This window comes from Collimonas fungivorans (genome assembly GCF_001584145.1).
Lineage (GTDB): Bacteria > Pseudomonadota > Gammaproteobacteria > Burkholderiales > Burkholderiaceae_D > Collimonas > Collimonas fungivorans.
This window is the reverse complement of the sequence record NZ_CP013232.1, coordinates 2,506,151-2,529,887: the sequence shown is the minus strand read 5'-3', so window position 1 is coordinate 2,529,887 and position 23,737 is coordinate 2,506,151. Positions and strand designations below refer to the sequence as shown.

The 23,737-nt window shown below is 62.1% G+C and carries 25 protein-coding genes; 1 reads left to right on the top strand and 24 read right to left on the bottom strand.

Annotated features, from left to right (window positions below):
- Positions 1-40: 40 nt before the first annotated feature.
- From rlmD to surE, 5 genes are all read right to left on the bottom strand, one after another.
- Positions 41-1,390, bottom strand: coding sequence for a 23S rRNA (uracil(1939)-C(5))-methyltransferase RlmD (gene rlmD / locus CFter6_RS10935; RefSeq protein ID WP_061539942.1), 1,350 nt, complete (start codon positions 1,388-1,390; stop codon positions 41-43).
- Between the two features lie 76 nt (positions 1,391-1,466).
- Positions 1,467-2,492 (bottom strand): RNA polymerase sigma factor RpoS, encoded by a 1,026-nt coding sequence (rpoS, locus tag CFter6_RS10930; RefSeq protein ID WP_183081756.1) that lies wholly within the window; start codon positions 2,490-2,492, stop codon positions 1,467-1,469.
- The gene (locus tag CFter6_RS10925) at positions 2,493-3,461 is read right to left on the bottom strand and encodes a peptidoglycan DD-metalloendopeptidase family protein (protein ID WP_061539941.1); all 969 of its coding nucleotides are present in this window, start codon (positions 3,459-3,461) and stop codon (positions 2,493-2,495) included.
- A gap of 110 nt (positions 3,462-3,571) precedes the next feature.
- Complete coding sequence (locus tag CFter6_RS10920) at positions 3,572-4,450, bottom strand: protein-L-isoaspartate(D-aspartate) O-methyltransferase (RefSeq protein ID WP_061539940.1); 879 nt, start codon at positions 4,448-4,450, stop codon at positions 3,572-3,574.
- Complete coding sequence (gene surE / locus CFter6_RS10915) at positions 4,447-5,184, bottom strand: 5'/3'-nucleotidase SurE (RefSeq protein WP_061539939.1); 738 nt, start codon at positions 5,182-5,184, stop codon at positions 4,447-4,449. Before surE ends, CFter6_RS10920 begins: the two co-directional genes overlap by 4 nt.
- Before the next feature lie 220 nt (positions 5,185-5,404).
- On the opposite strand from surE, the gene CFter6_RS10910 reads away from it, so the two are divergent.
- A complete protein-coding gene (locus CFter6_RS10910) occupies positions 5,405-5,911 on the top strand; it encodes a polyhydroxyalkanoate granule-associated phasin (protein WP_061539938.1) in 507 nt (168 codons plus the stop codon).
- On the opposite strand, the gene CFter6_RS10905 is transcribed toward CFter6_RS10910, so the two are convergent.
- Genes CFter6_RS10905 through CFter6_RS10815 form a run of 19 tightly spaced genes read right to left on the bottom strand, consistent with a single transcriptional unit; the run spans position 5,908 to position 23,257 of the window.
- Positions 5,908-6,621: a 4'-phosphopantetheinyl transferase family protein gene (locus CFter6_RS10905; RefSeq protein ID WP_061539937.1), complete on the bottom strand. Its 714-nt coding sequence runs from the start codon at positions 6,619-6,621 to the stop codon at positions 5,908-5,910. The genes CFter6_RS10910 and CFter6_RS10905 overlap by 4 nt on opposite strands.
- Positions 6,622-6,624: 3 nt before the next feature.
- Positions 6,625-7,869, bottom strand: coding sequence for a beta-ketoacyl-ACP synthase (locus CFter6_RS10900; RefSeq protein WP_061539936.1), 1,245 nt, complete (start codon positions 7,867-7,869; stop codon positions 6,625-6,627).
- Positions 7,866-8,630: a 3-ketoacyl-ACP reductase FabG2 gene (gene fabG, locus CFter6_RS10895; protein ID WP_061539935.1), complete on the bottom strand. Its 765-nt coding sequence runs from the start codon at positions 8,628-8,630 to the stop codon at positions 7,866-7,868. Before fabG ends, CFter6_RS10900 begins: the two co-directional genes overlap by 4 nt.
- On the bottom strand, positions 8,627-9,100 hold the full coding sequence (locus CFter6_RS10890) for a hotdog family protein (protein WP_082814703.1): 474 nt from the start codon (positions 9,098-9,100) through the stop codon (positions 8,627-8,629). Before CFter6_RS10890 ends, fabG begins: the two co-directional genes overlap by 4 nt.
- The gene (locus CFter6_RS10885; RefSeq protein WP_061539933.1) at positions 9,097-10,272 is read right to left on the bottom strand and encodes a beta-ketoacyl-ACP synthase; all 1,176 of its coding nucleotides are present in this window, start codon (positions 10,270-10,272) and stop codon (positions 9,097-9,099) included. Before CFter6_RS10885 ends, CFter6_RS10890 begins: the two co-directional genes overlap by 4 nt.
- Before the next feature lie 2 nt (positions 10,273-10,274).
- Positions 10,275-10,910, bottom strand: a complete 636-nt coding sequence (locus CFter6_RS10880; RefSeq protein WP_061539932.1) for a DUF3261 domain-containing protein — start codon at positions 10,908-10,910, stop codon at positions 10,275-10,277.
- Entirely contained in the window at positions 10,901-12,145 is a 1,245-nt protein-coding gene (locus tag CFter6_RS10875) for an NAD(P)/FAD-dependent oxidoreductase (protein WP_061539931.1), read from the bottom strand. Before CFter6_RS10875 ends, CFter6_RS10880 begins: the two co-directional genes overlap by 10 nt.
- A complete protein-coding gene (locus tag CFter6_RS10870; RefSeq protein WP_061539930.1) occupies positions 12,129-14,564 on the bottom strand; it encodes an MMPL family transporter in 2,436 nt (811 codons plus the stop codon). The genes CFter6_RS10875 and CFter6_RS10870 overlap by 17 nt, the downstream gene beginning before the upstream one ends.
- Complete coding sequence (locus tag CFter6_RS10865) at positions 14,557-15,174, bottom strand: LolA family protein (RefSeq protein WP_061539929.1); 618 nt, start codon at positions 15,172-15,174, stop codon at positions 14,557-14,559. Before CFter6_RS10865 ends, CFter6_RS10870 begins: the two co-directional genes overlap by 8 nt.
- Positions 15,171-15,602, bottom strand: coding sequence for an acyl-CoA thioesterase (locus CFter6_RS10860; RefSeq protein WP_061539928.1), 432 nt, complete (start codon positions 15,600-15,602; stop codon positions 15,171-15,173). The genes CFter6_RS10865 and CFter6_RS10860 overlap by 4 nt, the downstream gene beginning before the upstream one ends.
- A gap of 3 nt (positions 15,603-15,605) precedes the next feature.
- Positions 15,606-17,189, bottom strand: coding sequence for an HAL/PAL/TAL family ammonia-lyase (locus CFter6_RS10855; RefSeq protein WP_082814702.1), 1,584 nt, complete (start codon positions 17,187-17,189; stop codon positions 15,606-15,608).
- Entirely contained in the window at positions 17,176-18,138 is a 963-nt protein-coding gene (locus tag CFter6_RS10850; RefSeq protein ID WP_061539927.1) for an LpxL/LpxP family acyltransferase, read from the bottom strand. The genes CFter6_RS10855 and CFter6_RS10850 overlap by 14 nt, the downstream gene beginning before the upstream one ends.
- Entirely contained in the window at positions 18,135-18,917 is a 783-nt protein-coding gene (locus CFter6_RS10845) for a glycosyltransferase family 2 protein (protein WP_061539926.1), read from the bottom strand. The genes CFter6_RS10850 and CFter6_RS10845 overlap by 4 nt, the downstream gene beginning before the upstream one ends.
- Entirely contained in the window at positions 18,904-20,667 is a 1,764-nt protein-coding gene (locus tag CFter6_RS10840) for an ApeI family dehydratase (protein WP_061542316.1), read from the bottom strand. The genes CFter6_RS10845 and CFter6_RS10840 overlap by 14 nt, the downstream gene beginning before the upstream one ends.
- Positions 20,660-21,289, bottom strand: a complete 630-nt coding sequence (locus tag CFter6_RS10835; RefSeq protein WP_061539925.1) for a COG4648 family protein — start codon at positions 21,287-21,289, stop codon at positions 20,660-20,662. The genes CFter6_RS10840 and CFter6_RS10835 overlap by 8 nt, the downstream gene beginning before the upstream one ends.
- 16 nt (positions 21,290-21,305) lie before the next feature.
- Positions 21,306-21,590, bottom strand: coding sequence for an acyl carrier protein (locus CFter6_RS10830; RefSeq protein ID WP_236904641.1), 285 nt, complete (start codon positions 21,588-21,590; stop codon positions 21,306-21,308).
- Positions 21,591-21,599: 9 nt separating this feature from the next.
- On the bottom strand, positions 21,600-21,860 hold the full coding sequence (locus CFter6_RS10825) for a phosphopantetheine-binding protein (protein ID WP_038489570.1): 261 nt from the start codon (positions 21,858-21,860) through the stop codon (positions 21,600-21,602).
- On the bottom strand, positions 21,847-22,653 hold the full coding sequence (locus CFter6_RS10820) for a lysophospholipid acyltransferase family protein (RefSeq protein ID WP_061539924.1): 807 nt from the start codon (positions 22,651-22,653) through the stop codon (positions 21,847-21,849). Before CFter6_RS10820 ends, CFter6_RS10825 begins: the two co-directional genes overlap by 14 nt.
- Positions 22,619-23,257, bottom strand: a complete 639-nt coding sequence (locus CFter6_RS10815) for a beta-ketoacyl synthase chain length factor (RefSeq protein ID WP_236904639.1) — start codon at positions 23,255-23,257, stop codon at positions 22,619-22,621. The genes CFter6_RS10820 and CFter6_RS10815 overlap by 35 nt, the downstream gene beginning before the upstream one ends.
- Between the last annotated feature and the right edge of the window lie 480 nt (positions 23,258-23,737).

Below are 23,737 nucleotides of genomic sequence, written 5' to 3'. Positions count from 1 at the left end.
CGGCCCTCTGGCCGGTTTTTTTATTGTCAGGCGAAACGCATCAAGGCATGTCGAACACCGCAATCGATTCCACATGCGCCGTATGCGGAAACATGTTCACCACCCCGGCCTGGCTCAGGCGATAACCGCCGGCGATCAGCAAACCGGCGTCGCGCGCCAGGGTCGACGGGTTGCAGGAAACGTACACAATCCGCTTCGGCATCAATGCCGGGTCGATTGCCGCCAGGCCGACCAGAGCTTCACACACTGCCGCCGCACCGTCGCGCGGCGGGTCGATCAGCATCCGGTCGAATTTGCCCAGCGCGACAAAATCCTCGGCGCTCGCCTCAAACAGGTTGCGGCAATGAAAAGTGGTTTTATCCGATAACTGGTTGACCGCGGCATTTTCGCCGGCACGGTTGATCAGGGCCTGGCTGCCTTCGATGCCGACCACCTGCTGCGCCTGGGTAGCCAGCGGCAAGGTGAAATTCCCCAGGCCGCAAAACAGGTCAGCCACCCGCTCGTGCGGCTGCACGTCCAGCAGGCGCAAGGCGCGCGCCACCAGCACCCGGTTGATCTGATGGTTCACCTGGGTGAAATCGGTGGGCTTGAAAGGCATCCGCACGCCGAATTCCGGCAAGGTGTAATACAGCTCGCCCTGTGCCGGATAAAACGGATAGGCGCTGTCGGGGCCGGCGGTTTGCAGCCACCAGTTCACCTGGTATTGGTCGGCAAACGCCTTCAGCTTGACCTCATCGTCGGCCGTCGGCGCCGCCATGATGCGCAGCACCAGCGCGGTAACCTTGCCTTGCGGCCCCTCGCCCACCGCCAGTTCGATCTGCGGAATCTGGTCGATCAGGCTCAGCGAACCGATCAGGTGGCGCAGCGGCACCAGCATCGCCGACACATTCGCCGGCAATATTTCGCAGGTCTTCATGTCGGTGATGAAAGAGGATTTCCTTTCATGGAAACCGACCAGCACACCGCCCTTTTTCGGCACGTTGCGCACTGAAATGCGGGCGCGGTAACGATAACCCCAGGTCGGGCCGTAAATCGGCCGCAGCATCGATTCCGCCTTGACCTTGCCGATATGCCACAGGTTGTCTTCCAGCACGCGCTGCTTGATCGCCACCTGCGCCGTCGGCTCCAGGTGCTGCATGGCGCAGCCGCCGCACATGCCGAATACCGGACACTGCGGCCTCACCCGCAACACCGATTCCTTGTGCAAGGCAGTCATGGTGGCCGCCTCCCATTTCGGCTTCTTGCGATACGACAGGAAACTCACCCGCTCGCCCGGCAAGGCGCCTTCGACAAAAATGACCTTGCCCTGGCTGCCGTCTTCATTTTGCAGATGGCCGATGCCGCGCGCATCCATGTCTAGGGATTTGATATCGATAGTGTCTTGTTGCATAGGAAACAGTTATTCATCGCCGGAGGCGATAGCAGAAAGAAAATGGTGCGAGATTATAGCGCCAGCCGGCGCAGGTTTAAAGAAAGGAGTCTTTGCCGACGCCTTTGGCGCCCAGCAAGCGTTTCAGCTTGAGCAGCGCCTCCTGCTGAATCTGCCGCACCCGCTCGCGGGTGACGCCGATTTCGGCCGCCAGTTCTTCCAGCGTCGAAGGGTCGTCGTTGTCCAGGCCGAAACGGCGCATGATGACGTTACGCTGCTTGTCGGTCAGCTTTTCCAGCCAGACCCGCACCAGGATCGACATTTCCTGCTGTTCGGCGCGCGAATCGGGATTTTCCTCGGTGGCGCTCGGCAGCAGGTCCATCAAGCTGGCCAGCGGATCCTGGTCCAGCGGCGCATCCAGCGACGCCGCGTGCTCGGACAAGGCCAGCACATCCTGCACATCTTCCACCGGCCGGTCGACCAGGTGGGCGATATCTTCGGCGCTGGCGTCCTTGCCATCGTGATGCTGCGCTTCCAGGTGGTATTTGGCGCGCAGGATCTGGTTCAGTTCACGCACCATGTGCACCGGCAAGCGCACGGTGCGCGCCTGGTTCATGATGGCGCGCTCGATGCTCTGGCGTATCCACCAGGTGGCGTAAGTAGAGAAACGGAAACCGCGCTCAGGCTCGAATTTGTCGATCGCCCGCATCAGGCCGAGATTGCCTTCCTCGATCAGGTCAAGCAAGGCGACGCCGCGGTTGATGTAGTGCTTGGCGATCGAAACCACCAGCCGCAGGTTGTGCTCGATCATTTTCTGCCGGGCTTCGAAATTGCCTTGTTTCGCCAGGGTGGCGAAATGCACTTCTTCGGTCACAGACAGCAGCGGCCGGGTGCCGATCTGGTTCAGGTAGTGCTGCGTGGTGTCGGTCGACAGCTCGGCGGCCAGGACTTTCTTCAGCTCCTCGACGCCGTCGACCACCACCACCACGCCATCGACCACGACCTCGTCGTCGACGTCCTGCTCGGCGGCGACAGCATCAACATCCTCTTGCCCGTCATCGGCAATCCGCTCCGATGCATCGTCAAGCTCGTCATCCTGATGATCTGTCGGCCGTTTGCTCATTTATCGACTAGGTAAGAATTTCGATGGATCCACAGGTTTGCCTTGCTGGCGGATTTCGAAATGCAGCTTGACCGCATCGCTGTCCGAATTACCCATCTCGGCAATTTTCTGGCCCTTGCTCACCGTCTGCCCCTCTTTCACCAGGATGCTCTTATTATGCGCGTAAGCGGACAACAAGTTGCTGGTATGTTTGATGATAACCAGATTACCGTAGCCGCGAATGCCGCTGCCGGCATACATTACCTTGCCGCCGGCCGCGGCGACCACATTCTGCCCGGCCTTGCCGGCAATATCGATGCCTTTCTTGCCCTGGTCGAAAGCGCCGACCTGCTTGCCTTCGGCCGGCCACATCCAGTCGACCTTGTCTTCATCGCCGCTTGCCGGCGCAGCTGTCGCGGCGGTGCTGCCGGCAGCTGCGGCAGGCGCCGCCACGGCCGGCGTTGCAGCCGCTTTAGGCGTTTCGCTGGACGCAACATCGGGCTTTTGCAACTCAGCCAGGGCGCTGTCGGAATACGGGCGCTTGTCGCCGCGCGGTCCGCTCTTGTTGCCGCCGCTGGCGACAGCCGCTGCTGATGGTGCGGATCCCAAAGAACGCACCTCGACTCCCGAGCCGGAAGCTACGCTGCCGATCTGGGCGCCGCCGGCCGGTCCTGAACTGCTGTCAGGAGGCTGCACCCGCAGCACCTGGCCGACCTTGATGTCGTTGGCGTTGTCCAGCTTGTTCCAGGCCACGATATCGCGATAGCTCTGGCCGAATTCAAGCGCGATCCGGTACAGGGTGTCGCCCTGCTTCACGGTATAAGAGCCGCGTCCTTCAGCGGCCCGCGGCGTTTCGGGCGCAGTCCCGGTAGCTACCGCGCCGCTGCCGCCTGGCCGCCGTTCGACTACCGGCGCCGGAGTGCGCGGAGTGGTACATGCGGCAAGCGTGCCTACCATTAATCCCAAAGCTATAAAGCGAGTTTTCTTCATTCTCATTACGTTAATTAGTATGTGCGACGTGGTCGCTGATTATTCGTCAATTGATTCGTCAATTCGTGCCGGACACAACAAGCGATCCGGCGCTGCTCAAACCGCGCTGTTCAAACCGTTCCAGCACGCAAAGGCACAAAATGGCAGTCTTCCAGTGTGGTGCTGGTCCAATCAAATTTACCGGTTCGCTGGATCAGCTGCAGTACCTGGTGACGGGCGCCGACCGGAGCCACCAGGCGGCCGCCGATCGTCATCTGGTCCAGCAATGCCTGCGGCACTTCAAGGCCGGCTGCAGCCAGGATGATACCGTCGAAAGGCGCCACCTGCGGCAGCCCAAGCATACCATCTCCGTAATGCAAACGGATGTTGCCGATCCGCAGCGGACGCAAGTTGCTTCTTGCCAGTTCGTGCAAGGGCTTGATCCGCTCTATCGAATAGACTTCCTTCGCAACCTGGGACAGCACCGCCGCCTGGTAACCGCAGCCGGTGCCGATTTCCAGCACCCGGTTCAAGACCCCGCCTTGCTGGTTGTCGCGCATGATCTCTATCATGCGCGCCACGATATACGGCTGCGAAATGGTCTGGTGGTGGCCGATCGGCAGCGAAGCATCGATGTATGCCTGGCTCGACATGCCCGGTTCCATGAACATGTGGCGCGGCACGGCTTCCATCGCCGCCAGCACCTTGGCGTCGCTAACGCCCTGCCTGGCGACCCGGTCCACCATGGCTTTGCGCACGCCGTCGGATACCATCGAGCCTGAGCGGTCGACATGGCTCGCACTCTGTGCCGGCCGCGCCATCGCCTTGCCTGCCGGCGCCAGCGGCGGCGTGCCGGCGGCAGTCCGCGGCGCCGGCCGAGAGTTCTCCCAGGCGGCATTTTTTGTTGCCGTCTGCGGCGTGGCTACGCTGCGCTTGTTCTGGTCGGCGCCTGGCTTCTTGTCGACGACCGACGACAGCGTCAGCGGAAAACGCTTGGCCTTGTCGGTCATGACAAATCTTTCCTCAGCGCGGCCAGCTGCGCCGCATGGGTCAGATCTATCTGCAAGGGAGTAATCGAAACATGGCCGTTGGCGGTCGCATGGAAATCGGTGCCCTCGCCGGCATCGCGCGCCGCGCCCGGCGGACCGATCCAGTATATGTCGCGGCCGTGCGGATCCTTGTCCTTGATGACAGCTTCCGATTCGTGCCGCTTTCCCAGGCGGGTCGCCAATACCGGTTTCAGCTGGTCGTAAGGCAGGTTGGGAATATTCACGTTCAGCAGGTAGGGCTGCGGCAGGTTGCCGAAGCGGCGTTCGACGATTTCCCGCGCCACCATGGCCGCCGTTTCCAGCTCGTCCCAGCCTTTGTGCAACTGCGAAAAAGCGATGGCCGGAATGCCGAACAGGAAACCTTCGGTGGCCGCCGCAACGGTGCCGGAATACAGCGTGTCGTCGCCCATGTTCTGGCCTTGGTTAATGCCGGAGACGATCAGATCCGGTCGAAAATTCAGCAAGCCGGTCAAGGCAATGTGTACGCAGTCAGATGGCGTTCCATTGACAAAATAGAAACCGTTTTCGGCACGTTGCACGGATAAAGGGCGATCCAGGGTCAGCGAATTGGATGAGCCGGAGCGATTGCTGTCGGGGGCTACCACCACGATTTCGGCTATCGGCGCCAGTGCATCCGCCAAGGCGATGATGCCCGGCGCCAGGTAGCCATCATCGTTGCTGATCAAAATTTTCATATCTGGATTTTACCCGAAGCAATGTTACTCATTTATGAAGATTTTGGAATTTTACCGAAGTACCGCGGAAACACACTTTGCACGGTGTTTTAGTTGCCTTTTCTCTATGTAAACAGGGCAATTGCAAAATTATGTTGCAGCGCCACATAAAAGCCACAGCGAATGCCTAAAAAGGGGTATTGTTAGCGCTATCAAGGCCATTTGGTCCCAAGGAGTCACCATGAAGTCGTACCGAGTCCGCAACACCGCCGTCGCCAGTCCTGCCAGCCCTTTCAGCGCCTGGACCGACCTGCTGTTCAAAACCGGGGAAATGATGAACGCCTCGGCAGAAGTGATTGGCCATCGCACCGCCCGCATGGCCCTGGCCGGACCAGCGCCAAGCCAGAGCGACCGCAATGAATTCAACCTGATGAGCCAGGAAAAAATGGAAGTTGCCGCCGAATCGGCGCATGCCATGGCGATCCGCATGATGAGCTTGCATCAGGAAGTGGCCAGGCTGGCGATCCAGCACATGCTGGACGGCACCGCCAACCTGCTGTCAGTGGCCAGCAGCAGCAGCCTGCACCAGTCCGGACACCGCCAGAGCAAGCTGGCGCACGACACCATGCGCAACTCGGCGGAGGTCGTTTCGCAATTGAACACTTCGCTGGCGCATATTGCGCAGACCGGCCTGCAGCCGATTCATGCACGCGCCACTGCCAATGCAAAACGCCTGAAAAAACTCTAAGGCCGGCGGCTGTCCAGCTGTAGCCTCCAGGCCGATGGCGCGGCGCCGAGCAGGCAAATCCGCGCTACCGATTGTAAACGCTCGCGACTGCACAGAGTAATGACCAGGCCCTGCTGCGTCCACGTGCGAGCATGCCAATCCTGTCCTGAACGCAAACGTGCGCCTGCGGCCACGTGTTCCGGCGCTGGACTACTGCCGTACCCCTGCACCGACATCAATTTAAACAGCGCCTCTTTGCTGCTCCACAAGGCATAGAAATCCGCCGCTTTATCCTCGGCAGGACGGCTCGACAACCAGTTGCTCTCTGCCTCTGAAAAAGCGGCGCGGCCAATGGCGTCCACATCGCGCTCGGCATCCAGCGTCTCGGCATCGAGACCCAGTGCGGTATCGACACTGGCGGCGCAAGCCACCCAACCGCGGCTATGCGACAAACTGAAAAAAGGAAGCGCAGCGCCGCCGACAGCCAGCTGGACTAATGGCGCCTGGTTTTTACGCTCGGCGACCTGCACAACATCAAATGCGACTCCAGCCAGGTGCGCAACCGCGAAGCGCAGCAATATCCGCCCCAGCAAAAACTCGCGCTGGCGCAGCGGCCGCAAAAACCGCCGGTAACGCAGCAACTCCGACTCGCCCAGGCAGGCAAGAAAACGGTCGCGGTCATCGTCCGCCAGCTGACTGGCGTCGTATAGCAGGATGAACGCGGACCGCATGGTTTAATCCAGGCGTTTGAAAATCAATGAGGTATTGATGCCGCCAAACGCAAAATTGTTCGACATGAAATACTCGCATTGCAAGCTGCGTCCCTCGTCGACAATGTAGTCCAGCTCGGCGCATAGCGGGTCCAGCTGCTTCAGGTTGATGGTCGGCGCGAACCAGCCGGAACGCATCATTTCGATGCCGATCCAGGCTTCCAGGGCGCCGCACGCGCCCAGCGTGTGGCCGGTATAGCTTTTCAGCGAACTGATCGGCGTGTGCCGCGCGAATACGGCGGCGGTTGCATGAGATTCGGCTATGTCGCCCTGCTCGGTGCCGGTGCCGTGGGCATTGATGTAGCCGATGGCGCTTGCCGGCAAAGCGGCGTCGGCCAGCGCCAGCGTCATCGCAACCTGCATGGTGTCGGCGTTCGGATGGGTGACGTGGCAGCCGTCGCTGTTGGTGCCGAAGCCTACGATTTCAGCGTACATTTTTGCGCCGCGGGCGTGCGCATGGTCGAAATCTTCCAGGATCAGGCTGCCGGCGCCCTCGCCGATCACCAGGCCGTCGCGGCTGCTGTCGAACGGGCTGGGCGTCATGGCCGGCGTGTCGTTGCGCACGCTGGTGGCGAACAGGGTGTCGAATACCGCAGCCTCGGTCGCACACAATTCTTCGGCGCCGCCGGCGATCATGATTGCCTGGCGGCCGCTGCGGATAGCTTCATAGGCGTAGCCGATGCCCTGGCTGCCCGAAGTACAGGCGCTGGAAGTGGTGATCACGCGCCCGGTAATGCCGAAAAATACGCCGATATTGACCGGCGCCGTGTGCGCCATCATTTTGATATAGGTAGTGGCGTTGATGCCGCGCGTGCTGCGTTCATCCATCATCCGGCCGAAATCGCCGATCGCCTTCGGTGTGCCGGCAGACGAACCGTAAGCGACGCCGCAGGCGCCGCTTTTCAGCACCGGATCGTCAATCAGGCCGGCATCGGTCAGCGCCAGTTCGCTGGCGCGGGTCGCCATCAAGGCCACCCGTCCCATGCTGCGCATGCTCTTGCGGTTATAGCGCTCGGACAGCGCAAATTCCGCGGCCGGCGCGCCTAGCTGGGTGTTGAGGCCGTCGTATCCGGCCCAGTCGTCCATACGCACGATGGCGTTGCGATAACTGCCGAGGTGGCTGCGAATCGCATCCCAGCCGTTGCCGATCGGGCTGATGCCGGCCATGCCGGTCACCACTACCCGCCGTTCTGTCAGCGTACGCGTCATGCCATGCCTCCGTTGACCGAAATCACCTGGCGCGTGATGTAGGCGGCATCGGCGTGCATCAGGAAGGCCACCGTCGCCGCCACCTCTTCCGGCTTGCCGACCCGGCGCGCCGGAATCAGCTTGAGCGCTTCGTCCAGCGGCACCTCGCTGATCATGTCGGTTTCGATCAGACCTGGGGCGACGCAGTTAACCGTGATGTTGCGCTTGGCCAGCTCGATCGCCAGCGCCTTGCTGGCGCCGATGATCCCAGCCTTGGCGGCGCTATAGTTGACCTGGCCGCGGTTGCCTATCAGGCCCGACACCGAAGCCAGGGTGACGATGCGGCCAGGCGCACGCCGTTGCACCATCGGCATCACCAGCGGATTGAGCACATTGTAGAAACCGTCCAGGTTGGTCTTCAGCACCAGGTCCCAGTCTTCGCCCGGCATGGCAGGGAAAGCGTTATCACGCGCCACACCGGCATTGCATACCACGCCGTAATAACAGCCATGCTGCTCGACATCCGCCAGCAAGGCGGCAGCGCTAGCCTGACGGTCGCCGATGTCGAATTGCAGCACCCGCGCCTGCACGCCCAGCTCACGCACCGCCAGCTCCACGGCATCGGCTGCCGCGCGCTGTTGGTGGCAATGCAAGACGATATCGTAGCCCTCGCGCGCCAGCCGCAATGCAATCGCCTTGCCGATGCCGCGGCTGGAGCCGGTGACCAGCACGCTCTGGGTCAGGCGGGCAGCCGGCGCTGCCTTGTTCGATTCCAACATCATTCGGTACTTCCCTCAAGAAAAACAGCCGCGTCAGCCGGCTGGAATACGGTAATAGTGGCGCTTGCCAGCTGCTGCCCGGCGGCATGGATCTGGCATTCGAACGATCCTATCCCATTGTCTGCCTGCAGCAGCTTCTGCACATGGACCTGCAGCACGCTGCCGACGGCAAAACCGGGACAATTGACCTCATAGCAGCGGGTGCCCAGCAGGAAGCCGATTTTCACCGCTTCGCCGCGCAACTGTGCGGTATACCCGGCGTAGGCGGCGATCGCCTGCGCCATGTACTCGACGCCAACCCAGGCCGGCACGCCTTGGCCGTCGCAAAACAGGCTGTCTGGCCGGATCGCCACTTCCGCCCGCAAATCCTCTACGCCAACTTCCAGCAGCCGGTCCAGCAGCACCATGACGCCGGAGTGCGGCAAAAAACGGCGGATGTCCAGGGTTTCGACCGCATGCAACTGATCCATCATTCGCGCCCCAGCAGCAAGCTTGCATTGGCGCCGCCGAATGCAAAAGAGTTACTCAAAGCCCAGCGCAAGGGATGTCCAAGGCGGGCGCCGACCGGCGCCAGGTTCAGCTGCGGCAAGCCAGGATCGCCGACGCCATCCCACAGATGCGGCGGCAGCCGGCCCAGTGGATTGTCGTCCTGCATCGCCAGCCAGCACAAGCCGGCTTCCACCGCCCCGGCCGCTCCCAGCGCATGGCCGGTAAACGGCTTGGTCGAGCTGAGCGCCACATGGTCCGCAAACATGGCGCCGACCACTTGCCCTTCCATGGCGTCGTTCTGCACGGTGGCAGTGCCATGCAGGTTGATGTAGTCAACTTGCGCCGGCGCCACGCCGGCGCGCGCCATGGCCTGTTCCATCGCGCTGCGCGCACCGGCGCCGGACGGATCCGGCGCTGAAATGTGATAACCGTCGGAAGATTCGCCCCAGCCGCGCAGGCTCACGGCTGCCTCGACCTTGCTCATCAAAAACAAGGCGGCGCCTTCGCCGATATTGATGCCGTTGCGATTGGCGCTGAACGGGTTGCAGCGCGCCGCGCTGACCGATTCCAGTGCGCCGAAGCCGGCCACGGTAAACGCGCAGAGCGAATCGACGCCGCCGGTCAGCACCGCATCGCACAGTCCCATCTTGATCAGGCGCGCGGCGCTGGCCATCGCCTTGCTGCTCGAGGCGCAGGCGCTGGAATGCACATAAGCGGGCCCGATCACGCCCAGCACCGACGCCAGGGTCGCCGCCGGCGAAGCCATTTCTTGCTGCGCATAGTCGAAATCGGCGGGAAATCTCTGACTTTCCAGGCGATGGCGAAACGCCGCTTCGCTCTGCCCGATGCCGGAAGTGCTGGTGCCTAGCACGACCGCCACCCGCTCCGGGCCGAACCGCCGGATCGCGGCATCGACCTCGGGCCGGATCTGGGCCAGCGCGGCCAGGGCCAGCTGGTTATTGCGGCTGCGCTGGCCCAGCGGCAGCGTACTGAGATCGGGCAGCAAGGTCTCGACGCAACCCAGCGCCAACTCCCGCCCCGGCGAACAGAGCGCGGTCATGCCGACGCCGCTGTCGCCGGCAAACAGGCGGCGGCTGATCTCCGCATGGTTTTCACCGAGCGGGCACACCATGCCGAGTTGATTGAGATAAAACATGGTTATGGCGCCGCAGCGGGGGTAACGGCGGCAGCGGCAGGAGCGCCGGCGTCGCTGACCGATTCAATCGTCAAATGATAGTGATAGCGCAGATTGTCGAGTTGCACTTTGCCCTCCCATGGGATCGGCGCACTGTAGTCGATCACCATGACCGGCTCGCCCCGCAGCGACAGTGTGCGCCGCAACCCTTGCTGCTCGATCTGCCAGTCCTCTGGCAAAGCCGCACGGATCGCAGCGAGCGGCCATAGCGTCAATTGTGTATCTTCCATCACATCTTCCACCCGCACCTGGGAAGGCAGCATGGGATGGCGCCAGGACTGCAAGGTCTTGCCGTCGTAGTTCATGCTCAGGACGCGCTGGCCGAACACCAGGCCAACCATGTTGAACTGCTGCTGGTCGACTTCCACTGCGGCGTCGAGCTGGTCGACGCGGCCTTGGCGCTCCACCGTCAAATGCTGCTGCAAACTGATGTTGGCGCCCAAGGCCGCCGGCGCCAGCTTCAGTTCGAGCCGCGCAAGCGCAGGCGCTGGTGGCTTCGGCGTGGTGGTGCAGGCGGCAAGCGCCAGCATCCAAGCCAGACGGCCAATCAGCAAACCGGTACGCAGCCAGCCGCTACGGCCGGTCAGTTTCAGCTGCATATTTCCTCCAAAGCTCTCAGGCGCCGCCTGCTTTCCTTTGCATAGGGATTGCTGTCGTCCCAGGCATAACCGGCCAGGATGGCAGCAATCATGCGGCGTACCTCGGGCTGCTGTTTTTCGTAAAAAATGACTTTCTGGAAACCGCCCGAATACCAGGAATCGACAAAAGTGCGGAAAGTATCGACGCCTTTTTTCAACGGTATCGCATATTCGCTTTCCCAGTCCACGGTTTCTCCTGCGAACTGGCGCTGCAACACGGCAGCGGCCAGACTGGCCGACTTGAGCGCGATGGTGACGCCGGAAGAAAACACCGGGTCCAGGAATTCCCCGGCGTTGCCGAGCAAGGCATAGCCCTTGCCGCACAAAGATTTGACGTTGGATGAATAACCGACAATCTGGCGCGCCGGCGTATCCCAGCCGGCATTCTGCAGCAATGCACGCGATGCCGGATCCTGCATCACCAGCGTCTGCAGGCGTTCGGTTTCACTACCTTTGAACTGTTCCAGGAATGCGGTTTCCGCCACCACGCCGATGGAACAGCGGCCGCCGGCAAACGGAATCAGCCAGAACCAGACATCGCAGTGCTCCGGATGCACCGTGACGCGGATCTTGTTGCGATCGAAACCAGCTGCGGTTATGCCATCTTCGATGTGAGTGAAAATGGCGCCGCGCACCGGGAAATTCGACGGCGACTCCAGCTGCAGCAGGCGCGACAGCACGCGCCCGAAGCCGCTGGCGTCCAGCACAAAACCAGCTTCCACGATATATTCCGAGCCGTCCGACGAATCATCCATGTCATGCACCGTAACCCGCGACTTTTCCCCATCGGAATCAAACGCGGTGACGTTATGCCGATAGCGCACTTGCGCACCTTGGCGCTCGGCCTCATTGGCCAATAGCTGGTCGAACTGGGCGCGCTGCACCTGGTAAGTGGTGCCCCAGCCTGCCGAATGCTTGTCGCGGAAGTCGAAGTCGGTATAACGGTCGCCGCGCACGAAGGCAGCGCCGTTCTTGTACTGGAATCCTGCTTCCACCACGGCTTGCAGCATGCCGGCCTGCTGCAAGTATTCCATGCTTTGCGGCAGCAGGCTTTCGCCTATGCTGAAACGCGGGAACTGTTCCCGCTCCAGCACCAGCACCTGCCGTCCCTGCTGCTGCAGCAATGCCGCCGCCACCGAACCTGCCGGGCCGGCGCCGATCACCAGAACGTCACATTGCTCAACTCTTGTTTGCATTTTCTTTTTCCTGTGGTGAATCCTGGCTAAAACAAGGGGCGACCAGCCAGACGACTGCAATCCCGATCAACATCGTGAATCCGAATGCATGCAGCGGCGGCGTGGCGGACAAGGCCAGCAAGCCGAACGACAGCAAGGCGCTGGCGGCGGACAGGCCAACCGTAAGCCAGGCGAAGCGGTCGCGCTGCATGCTTTGCTCCTGCAAGAAAATCCCGTAGTCGACGCCCAGGCCGAGAATCAGCATCAGCGCCAGCACGTGAAACAGTTGCAACGGCTGTCCCAGCAAGCCCAAGGTGGCCAGGGTAGCGATGCTGGCGACCGCGGGCGGCATCAGCACGCGCCAGGCCGAGGTCCGGTAGCGGCTGAACAACAACAGGCCGATTGCCGCATAAGCGCCCAGCAGCACCCACCCCATGTATTGCCGGTAGTGCCCCAGCACCGCAGATATTTCACTGACCTTGTCGACCCAGGACACGCCTTCCAGCTGTCCGGCTGCCTGTTTCAAGACCGGCAAGTCGCCGTAATTGTTCAATCCGCGCAGGGCAACGATGCTGGCATAAACCCGCCCTTGCGCGCCGGTCACTTCTCCCAGCCAGAGATGGCGCGACGGCTCGCTGGCTGCGCTCTTCAGGAATTCGGCAGGAGTCAGGCCGCGGCCGCCGTTGGCGCTGGCGGCCGCGGCCAGCGCCCGGCTGCGCATTTGCGCAATCCAGTTTTCGTCTTCGCCCAGTTGCGCGGCTAACGACAGCAACGGACCGTCGGCGGCAAGCAAGGCCTGCGTGACCAGGGTCCGGTTCGCTGCTTGTTCCCGCAGCGACGGCGTCCAGTTGGACATCGCCTGGTAACCGCTGATGACATGCCTGGCGATCAGAGGCTCCAGGCGCTGCTTTAATGCTTCCTCACGCTGCAGCACCTGTTCCGCGCTGGCGCCGCGCACCAGGTAGAACTGCACCGGGGTCGGCGCGTCCAGCAGTTTGCCCAGCTTGATCTGGTCCGCCAGCAACGCTTTCGGCGGCGTCTGCAAGGAGCGTATGTCGTCGTTCACCGTCAGGCGCGTTATGCCGGCTACGGCAAAAATGCCGAACAGCAGCAGCGCCAGGGCCGAGGCGTGATTCCAGCGCAATAGCGGCCAATGGCCCCGGGTCTGGCCAAACCAGCCGGCAAAGGCCGAACTCTTCAAGGTATGCGCGGTTAACAAAGCCGGGAACCAGCAAATCACCGTCAGCCAGGCGAACACCAGGCCCAGCACCGAGAACACGGCCATCTGCCGCAAACCTGGAAACGGCGTCAGCGCCAAGCCGATGTAACCGATCGCGGCGGCAGCCAGGGTCAGCGCCAGGCCCGGCATCAGGCGCCGCAGCAATTGCCGCGAGCCTAGCGAGCGGTCGGCGGCGACCCGGCTGCAGAGGAAATAGATCCCGTAATCCTGGGCCACGCCGATCAGGCTGGCGCCGAACACCAGCGTCAGCAAATGCACTTGTCCGAAAATCATCCAACACAGGGAAAACGAGGCCAGGCAGCCGATGCCTATCGACAGCATGATCAGCGCGATCGGCCGCAGGGAACGAAAAGTCAGCCACATCAGCAGGATCACGCCCAGCAGCGAACCGATGCCGATGGTCGACATTTCCCGGCTGGCTTGGGCGCTGCCGGCTCCCGCATGCAGCACCACGCCGGCGCTGACCAGTTCCACCGCCGGGACGGCCTTGCGGGCGGCAGCGCCTGCCTGTTCCAGCAGCGGCAACAGCGCCTGCTGGGTCGCCATCGAAAATGCCGGCTGCTGCAAGTTCATCAGCAGCAGGATGTAAGGACGGCCGTGGTCTTCGACAAACAGGTAACCGTCGCGCGGACGCACCGGCGTTTCTTGCGCGCGCGCCTGCACCCAGCCGCTGAACAGGCCGAATGGATCGTCTTGCCAGGCGCCTAGCTTGGGACCGGAGAATGGGCTGTACAGCTGTTGCAAGGCAGTGTCGACCCAATATTTGGCCGGTTGCCGGCGCAGCGCATCCTGTTGCGCCGGCGTCAACAGGCTGAGCCGCATCTGCTGCGACGGCGCCAGCCAGTCTTGCTGATTCTGCGCCGACAGCTGCACTGAACTTCGCAGCAGCGCCGGCTGCCTGGCCAGCACTGCGCTGTAGGCATCGGCGGCTGCGCGCGCATGGTCCCAGTCGTCGGCGCCGACCAGCACGATCAGCCGTTGCTGGGCAGCGTCGACCATATGCGTGAACGCCTGCTGCAGCACCGGATCGCGCTGCTCGACCGGCAGCAAGGCCATGATGTCGGTATCCGGCACCACGCCCTTGACCAGCCACAGGTAGCCGTTATGCGCCAGCAGCAAGGCAACCGCCAGGGCCCACGCCAGCGCCGCGCGCCTGGCCCAGCCGCCGGTTGCCTTGCTGGCTTGGCCGGAGTCACTCAAATGCGGCCCCTTCTTCAGCGGTCATGGCGCTGCTGCCGCTTTGCAGCCCGGAAAAGCTGATTTCGGTGCGGTCGCCGCTGGCTTCGCTGATGGTCACCGTCTTGACATACGCCCCGCCGGTAAGGGCCAGCGTGCCGATCGCCTTGGCCAGCGCCGGTTCGCGCGCTTTCAGTCCTACTTTCCAGCTATTGCCCTGCACGCTGCCATCCAGTTCAAACAGGTTTTCCAGCTGGCTGAGATCGCCTGCCAGCAATGAAAACAGCACGCTATTGATCATCCTCACCACCGGCTCCTGCTTGGCGTCCATCCGCATCGCAATCCGGTCGCCCTGCATCTGCACGATTTCGTCGCGCTTCAGGCGCAGCGTATTGGGGAACGGCTGCAAGGTGCGCCACAAGACGCCTTTGCCGTTCACCACGCAAAAACGGCCGTTCGACAATAACGGTTTCCTGATGCCGACCAATTGCTTGCTTTGATCGAAACGGCCGCACAAGACCGGCGGCCGCGCCAGCATCGCCTGTATTTTGTCTACCGGCGCGGCAGCCAATGCCGACCAGGCGCTGCAGGCTAAAAATATGGCGGCGAGAACAACGACAAGGCTGCGTTTCATGTTTGCTCGATTCCTAGTTTCTGAAATAACACGGGCGGCGATGCAAAACACATTTCGCCGGTCGCAATCGCCACCGCCACCTGCGTGGTGGTGCCGCGGGTAAGGCGCTGGCCGCTGGCGCTGTCGGTGATGAGGTATTCGATGCGCAGCCGGTTTTCCCATTCGATGACGCTGGCGCGTACCTTGACGCGCTGGCCGAATGTCGCCGGATGCGCGTAACGCAGGTGCAGATCGATGATCGGCCAGGTATAACCGGATGCCTGCATCGCCGGATAGTTGTAGTCCAGTTTGTCGAGCAGCGCGCAGCGCGCCATTTCCAGGTATTTGACGTAATTGCCGTGCCAGACGATCTGCATCGGATCGAGATCGTAGAACTGCACTTGCAATTCCAGTTCCGCCGACCAGCGGTGCTTATGTAAATTTGCCATGGCCTACTCGTACAAAGACCAATGCTGAAGGCGTATGCGTTCCAGCAGGCGGCGTAAATCGGGTTCCAGCATGCGGTCTTCCTGTATTACGGCAATATCGGCCGCCAGCAGTTCCAGCATCTGCTGCAGGTTGTGTTGCGGCTGCGCGCCGCCGTCCACCCTGCAGCGCAGCCAGACGCCCTGCCGCACGCTGACCAGCAAGGCCGCCACCACCTGTTCGGTCAGCTGCAGCACGCGCAGGCAATCGCGGGCGGCGATGGTGCCCATGCTCACCTTGTCCTGGTTGTGGCATTCGGTAGAGCGCGAAAACACCGAAGCCGGCATGGTCTGCTTGAGCGCTTCGGCGGTCCAGGCCGAAGCGCTGATCTGCAAGGCCTTCAGGCCGTGGTTGATGCTGGCGCGCGGACCTTCCGCGCCCGACAGGTTGGCCGGCAAACCATGGTTGTAACGGCTATCGACCAGCAAAGCCATCTGCCGGTCGAGCAGGTCGGCGACATTGGCGACCGCATTTTTCATGCTGTCCATCGCGAACGCGATGTGGCCACCGTAGAAATGGCCGCCGTGCAACACCCGTTCATTTTCGGCATCGATGATCGGATTATCGTTGGCGCTGTTCAATTCGTTTTCAATCGACTCTCGCATCCATGGCAAGGCGTCGGCCAGCACGCCAATCACATGCGGCGCACAGCGGATGGAATAACGGTCCTGCAAACGCTGCTGGTTGCGCGGTGCATCGGTCACCGGCAAATCCTGGCGCAGCCAGGCAGCCACCTGCTGCTGGCCCACGTGCGGCTTGACTGCAAACAATTCGGCGTCGAAATGATGGGCGTTGCCGTCCAGGGCAAAACTGGCCATGGCCGTGATGCGGGTGGCGATACGCACCAGGTACTGCGCGCGGTCGTAAGCCAGGCAAGCCAGGGCTGTCATCACCGCAGTGCCGTTCATGATCGCCAGCCCTTCTTTCGGCCGCAACCGCAGCGGCGTAATGCCGGCGCCGAGCAGCGCTTCGGCGGCGCTGACCTTGATACCGTCGCGCCAGACTTCGCGCTCGCCGCACAGTACGGCAGCCAGGTAGGACAACGGCGTCAGGTCGCCGCTGGCGCCGACCGAGCCCTCGGACGGGATCAAGGGCAGCAGATCTTCTTGCAGCAGAAGCGCGATCTGTTCCAGCAGGCCGACGCTGACGCCGGAATAACCCTTGCTGAGCGAGGCCAGGCGCACCGCCATGATGGCGCGCGTCTGCGCCGGGCTGAACAGCTCGCCCAGGCCGCAGCCGTGGTAGGTGTACAGATGGTGCGGCAGCTCAGCGATCAGTTCGGCCGGCACGTTGACGGTGCAGGAATCGCCGTAGCCTGTGGTGACGCCGTAGATGGTGCCGTCTTCGCGCAGCAGACGGTCGAGGAAATCGGCGCCGCGCGTGATCGCCGCGCGAAAGGCCGGTGCTTCGGACAAGCTGGCCTGAGCCGCGCCCGATGCAATGTCGACAATATCTTCGATCGTCAGGCGGCCCTGGTCAAAACAGACCGTGCGTTGCAGCGGCGCGCTCGGCGCGGCGGCCGACAGGTTTTTCAGTTCAGCGAGATGCATCTTGGTATCCGGATAAATGCCAGAAATCGTAAAAATTGAACCATTGCAGCGGAGCTTTCAGGCAAAAGAACTCCAGCCTTGCCGCGTAAGCGGCAGCCAGTTCATGCAGGACTTGGTCGCGGCTCTTGCGCGGCAAGTGAATCGACTCTCGGAACAGCTCGAAATGGCATTCAGAGTGACCGTTTTTCGTGATTGAAAACAGCAGGTAGACCGGACATTCCAGCACGCTTGCCAGCACATAAGGACCGACCGGGAAGGCTGCAGCCTGGCCCAGGAACGATGCCTGCGCCACGCGCGGCACGGGCGATACCGGAATACGGTCGCCGGCGATGGCGACAAATTCGCCGCGCCCTACCTTCTCGGCCAGCAGCATCGCGGTAGCCGGCGTCATTTCGCTGACCTGCATCAGGTTCAGCTGGCTGTCCGGATCAAGCTTGGCCAGCAGGCGGTTGAACGCCTGGGCGTGCTTGGTATGCACCAGCACCGTAATCCGCAGCTCGCGGTGCTGGCGCGACAGCACCCGGCACAATTCAAGATTGCCCAGGTGCGCGCAAATCAGCAGGCCGCCGCGCCGCGCCTGGGTGTTTTCCAGCATCTGTTCGCGCCCGAAAGACAGTACGTCCGCTGTCTTGAACAAACCGCCCCACAGCAGCATCTTGTCGAGGATGTTTTCAGCGAACGCGGCCAGATGCCGGAACACGCCGCGCCAGCCTGGCTGAATCCGGTTAAGCCTGGCTACCGCGGGATCAAAAGCGCATAGCCGCTGCAAGTAATCCATGGAAGCCCGCCGCGCGGCCGGCTTGCTCAGCAAATACCAGCCCAGCACCGGATACAAGGCGAACCTGAAAGGCCAGCGGCCGGCAAACCGGTATATCGCGAACAGCAGCCGCATGCCGCCCACGAAGCTGGCTTCGTTGATCTGCGCCCAGTGGCGCCGGTTGGCGCTCAAGACTGGCCTCGCGCCGGCTGCAGCATCAACCGTAACCGACGCCCGAGCAGGCGCGGCGCGCGCCACAGCATGCCGAAGAACAAAGTGGCATGGAGACGCGATATCAGCAAGTTGTCGAGGCCGACACGAAAATGCGAGACGCCATCCATCGGATAGGTAACCCGGGTCGGCAGGTTGACGACAGCTATGCCATCCCAATACAGACGCACCAGCACTTCGGTATCGAAATCCATGCGCTCGCCCAGTTTCTTGCGTTGCATCAGACGCACCAGCGGCGGCAAGGGATAAACCCGGAATCCGCACATGGAATCCTTGATATCCAGCGACAAGGTATTGATCCAGACCCAGACATGCGTCAGGTAACGTGCGTAGAAACGCAGCGACGGCACGCTGTCGTCGTATTGCGGGCAGCCGACAATCAGGCTGCGCGGCTGGGCTGCCGCCTGCTGCAGAAAACGGGGGATATCGTCGGTGCAGTGCTGACCGTCGGCGTCGATCTGCAAGGCATGGCTGTAGCCGGCTGCGGCTGCATGCCGGATGCCGCTCAACACCGCCCCGCCCTTGCCGCGGTTGACGGCATGGCGCAACAGGAAGACCTGTCCGGGATAAGCGGCTGCCAGCTCGTCAAGCACTGCCGCGCACGCAGGCGAACTGGCGTCGTCGACCAGCACGCATGGCAAGTCGTGCGCCAGCACCGCAGCCAGCACTATGCCGATGGCGTGTTCATGGTTATAGACCGGGATCACCGCGCACGGCTTGAATGGCTCAGCTGGCAGCATGGCCGGCTCCAAAGGTGATGCGGCCGCTGGCGTGCTGCCCTGCCGCCGAGACCATGCGGAACGCCAGGCTGCTTTTCGGCACGTCATGCAGCAGCTCCAGCTGCACCACCATGCCCGGCGTAATCGCGCGCTGGAATTTCAAGCCGCGCATGCCGAGGAATTGCGGCGCCAATGCAAAGTAGCGGCGGCCATAACTGATCGCCCAGTCGAGCTGCACCACACCGGGCAAAATCGGCGCCCCTTCGAAATGGCCATTGAAATACAGGAGATCGCTGGGTACCGTCAACTCCAGCAATACCCGATGGGAATCCTGTTCCAGCAAGCGCTCGCCAGGCTGGCGCGGCGCTTCGGCCGGCGGCTCCAGCAGCGCCAGTAGATTGGCGCGCGTGGTCTTGCCTTGCGCATTCACCGGCAGCGCCTTCAGGTAGCGCCAGCTGCGCGGCAGCGCAACCGCTTCCACTGCATGCGCCATGCCGTCGCGCAGCAGGCGGTTCAGGGCCAGCTTGCCGTGCGCCGCCAGAATCCGCTCACCTTCAGCCGACAACACGACAAAAGCGGCAATCCGTTGCCGCTGCTGCCGCTGTTCCAATTGCGCCTGCTCCACCAGCAATACGCGCGCATCCGCCACCTGGACCATCGCCCGCAGCTGCCGCTCCAGGGCATCCAGGGAAACGCGTTTTTCTTCAACCTTGACGATACGGTCGACACGTCCTTTCAAGCGGAACCGCTGCTGGCTGATTGCCTGCACCTGGTCCGCCAGCGCGAACCAGCTCCCGTCGGGCAAATGGGGCGAGCGGATTTCAAGCACTTCATCGTCGGCGCCGACACGCCAGACGACCGCCGGCATCGCTTGCCAGCTGTCGTCTGCGCCGGCAAGCCGCTGGCGCCAGGCCACGCCGCCGGTTTCGGAACTGCCGTAGACTTCGATCGGCACCGCTCCCAGCGCCTGGCCGGCGGCGGCGGCAACTTCCGGCGGCAGCGCACCGCCGGACGAAAATATGACGCGTACCGCGGCTACCTGCTCCGGCGAAAATGTGGCCGGCAAGCGTTTCAGGTGAGCCGGGCTGGAGACCAGGGCAACCGCTTTGCCGGGCTGCGGCCGGAACTCGCCCAGGTAGTCGAGCTGCCGCGCGTGCATTGCGCGGCCGGCAGCCAATGGCCACAGCACCTTGAACAGCAAGCCGTAGATATGCTGGTGCGACACCGTCGCCAGGATATCGGCGTCGCCTATCCTGGCCCCAAACAAAAGCTCCAGGGACGCCACTTCGGCAGCCAGCTGCGCCATGATTTTCGGCACCGCTTGCGGCTCGCCGGTGCTGCCTGAGGTAAAAATCACCAGCCCGGGGAAATCCGGCGGCAAGGTTTTGAATGCGGGTATCGCATCCTCGGCATCCTCGGCATCCTCGTTATCGGCCATGGCCAGTGGCGCATACTGCGGCGGGAAATCGCCCAGGTAACCGTCGACCAGCGCGCCCAGGCTGGCGCAGGTGGCGGGCAGCACGTCGCCCGGCAGATAGACTGTCTTGCCGGCCTGCCATGCGCCCAGCAAGATGCAGGCGAAGGCGGCGCTGTCGCTGCAATACAAGGCAAAACGCGATCCCGCCTGGCGCGACAGCAAACGCTGCCATGCAGCAGCCTGGGCAAGCAAATAGGCGTAGCCCAGCGGTTTGCCGTCGCGCCACGCGAATGGCCGCTGCCCGTACCCCGGCAGCTGGCTCATCAACGCCAGCAGGTTGAGCGGATCAGACATGCCGCCCATCCGCTTGCTGCCCGGTTTGCTGTTCCAGCAGGCGGTGGCGGCGCCTGACGACGATCCGCACCAGGTGTTCGCCGGCGAACAGGCAACCCATCAATATGTAAGCCAGCACGCCGTTATAGAGCGACCAGACCGCAGCGGATGCCCAGATCGCAGTCAGCAAGGCCAACGTGCCGTTGACGACAAAAAAACCGCACCATACCTGGGTCACGCGGCGCGTGTAGGCAACCGCATAAGCGGGCAGCGCCGGATCGCTCAAGCGCGCCATGCGCTCGATGACCGATGGCGGAACATGCAGGCTGTAGCCAAACACCGCCAGCATGCCGAGATTGACCAGCACCGGATACAGCTTCAAAGGCAGCAAGGCGTTATTCCATATCGCCAGCGCCGCCAACAGCAAGGCGCCGGCCAGCCACCAGCGGCTGGCGCCGTTCAGTTTTAACTTCAGTTTCAGGGACGGCAGGCGGCTGGCCGCGGCCAGCACCAGCAGCAGGGCCAGCAGGCGCGGCTCGACCCGCCCGTGCCCGAGCCAGATCGCGAGCGGATAGAGCAAAGTGAGCAGCAGGCTCACTACCGTGGGTAAAAAGCGCCTGATATAGCGGGTAAAATTCAGCACGGGATCCTTGGGCGCCTTACTTTTCGTCCTCGGCCAGCAAGGCCGCCAGGGCGTCGACCACGTCCTGCACCGTGCGCACCGCCTTGAAGACATCCGGCTGCAGGCGCTTGCCGGTGAGCTGCTTGAGCTTGACCACCAGGTCGACCGCGTCGATGCTATCGATATCCAGGTCGGTATACAGGTTGGCTTGCGGCGTTACCTGCTCCTTGTCGATCTCGAACATTTCGTGCAGCACGTTCACCAGCCACAGGTAGATCTCTTGCTTGCTCATTGAATTGGTCACTGAGTTGGTCAGTTTCATGTCACACCGTCATTTCTTTCTGTTGCTGGCAATCATCGCGGCCAGCGTGCGCACCGAAGCAAAATGGTTGCGCGTCTCGGCCGAGTCCGCCGACAACGAAATGCCGTAGCGCTTCTGGATCGCCACGCCCAGCTCCAGCGCGTCGATCGAGTCCAGCCCGAGGCCGTCGACGAACAGCGGCGCGTCGCTGACGATATCGGCGGGAGTTATGTCTTCCAGTTGCAGGACATCGATGATGACCTGCTTCACTTCTTCTTCAAGCTGCTGCATGACCCTGGCTTTCTTTCCTAAAATAATCTTGCAGGTAGGCGGTTAAATGCCTGGCTGCCAACACTTCGCTACCGGCTTTTGCTAGAAACTCGTGGACATCTATATCTTCTTTTACTTCAATGCTGAAATGCGCCGCCACCGGCGGCACCTGCCACCATTTAACGCCTTTGCCCAAGGTCGGCGGCAGGCAGCGGATTACTACCGGCGTCACATTCGACAAGCTGCGCACGGCGATATTGGCGGCGCCGCGCTTTAAACTGATCTGACCGTCGCAAGCGGTGCGAGTGCCCTCGGGAAAAATGATCAGGTTGCCGCCGCCGCGTAATGAACGGATGCAATCCTCGACCAGGCCGCCGCCGTATTCGTTGCTGATGTAGCCGGCAGCCCGCACCGGCCCGCGCGTAAACGGGTTGTCCCACAGCCGCCCCTTGACAATACAGTCGGCGCGCTTGACGAACGCCATCAGGAACACCGTATCGATCAAGGTCGGATGATTCGCCAGGATCAGCAAGCCTTGCCGCTCCAGCCGCTCCAGTCCGCTGATATCGTAGTCCAGCACGCCGAGCCGGCGCATGCAGCCGACAAAACAGCGAAATACCAGGCGTATTATCTGGCGCGCCACCAGCACCCGCAACTGCCGCTCCCAGACCAGCAAATTCAACACCGGAAACACCAAAATCCGCAACAGCAAGCCGCCGACGGCAAACAGCACAAAACTGAAGCCGGTCGCCAGCACGCGCCAGCAGCGCTCCAGGCGCTTAAACAAGACGGCTCCAGCACCAGTTGCGCCCATCGGCCTTGCGCACCAGCTGGCGATCCTGGCGCAGGTAGAACGCCAGCACCTCCAGGCCGCCAGGCTGCCGGCTGCCGTTGGATTCCAGCGGCGCGGCATTGGTTTCAGCGCCAGCCTCGCCGCTCCAGGACAACCCGATCAGGTTGCCGGCATCTGCGCTTTCTGCCCGCATCAGCCAGGCCCAGGCAAACGGCTGCTCCTGGCAATCCTGGTACTCGAAAAACACTTCCGGCAACACGCCGTCATACACCACCAGCAGTACTTCAGCGGCGCCGTCCGCCAGCAGGCCGCAGGCTTCAATCACCGCATGTTCGACGCCGCTGCGCCCGGCCGCCATGGCGGAGTGGCTGGCCTGGTCCCGGCGCGCGACCGAAAACAGGCCGGCGGCGGCGTTATGAACCGACAAACTGAAAGACGTGGGAGATAAGGGTTGGCCCTGGACCAGGTCGGCCAGCAGCTCTACCGAACGTGTGCACTCGCCGTGACGGGAACAAAACACGGTCGGCACGCCGACCTTGCCGTCGAGGCAGCGATAAGCCGTTTCCAGCGCCATTTTACCCATGGCGCCGGCACGCCGACGCAGCATGGCAGGCATGGCGGACACGGCCGCATCGCCACTGCCTGTGATGGCATATGGCTGCCGTGCCCAGGCCAGCCATGCGGCGGCCGTATCCAATCCTGGCGCCCATGCTGCATCAGATACTATTGAAAACCTAACTCCCCGAGTTTCATCTCACCATTCTCCAACGCCCGTTATATCGATTTTATTTTCTGCCAGCAATCTAGGGAGTTGAGCCGACGGCATTTCTTGCATTTTGGGCCGAATTATAAAGTATATGCCGCAGAGAAACTTACTTAATCACTCTGTATCACCATCTTTAACCTTTGCCCACAATGTCTCACGGCATGGCGGTTTTTACGCGGGAATATACAGTAAGTTACAGTCTGTTTTAGCACTAAAATACATAAAATGCGGCCCAAAACCGATTGATTTCAATAAATTACATTCGCTTTGACGACCAAAAACAACACTATCCTGGCGACCGGCGGTGCTGGCCATATTGGTTTCGATGTCTGCGCGGCG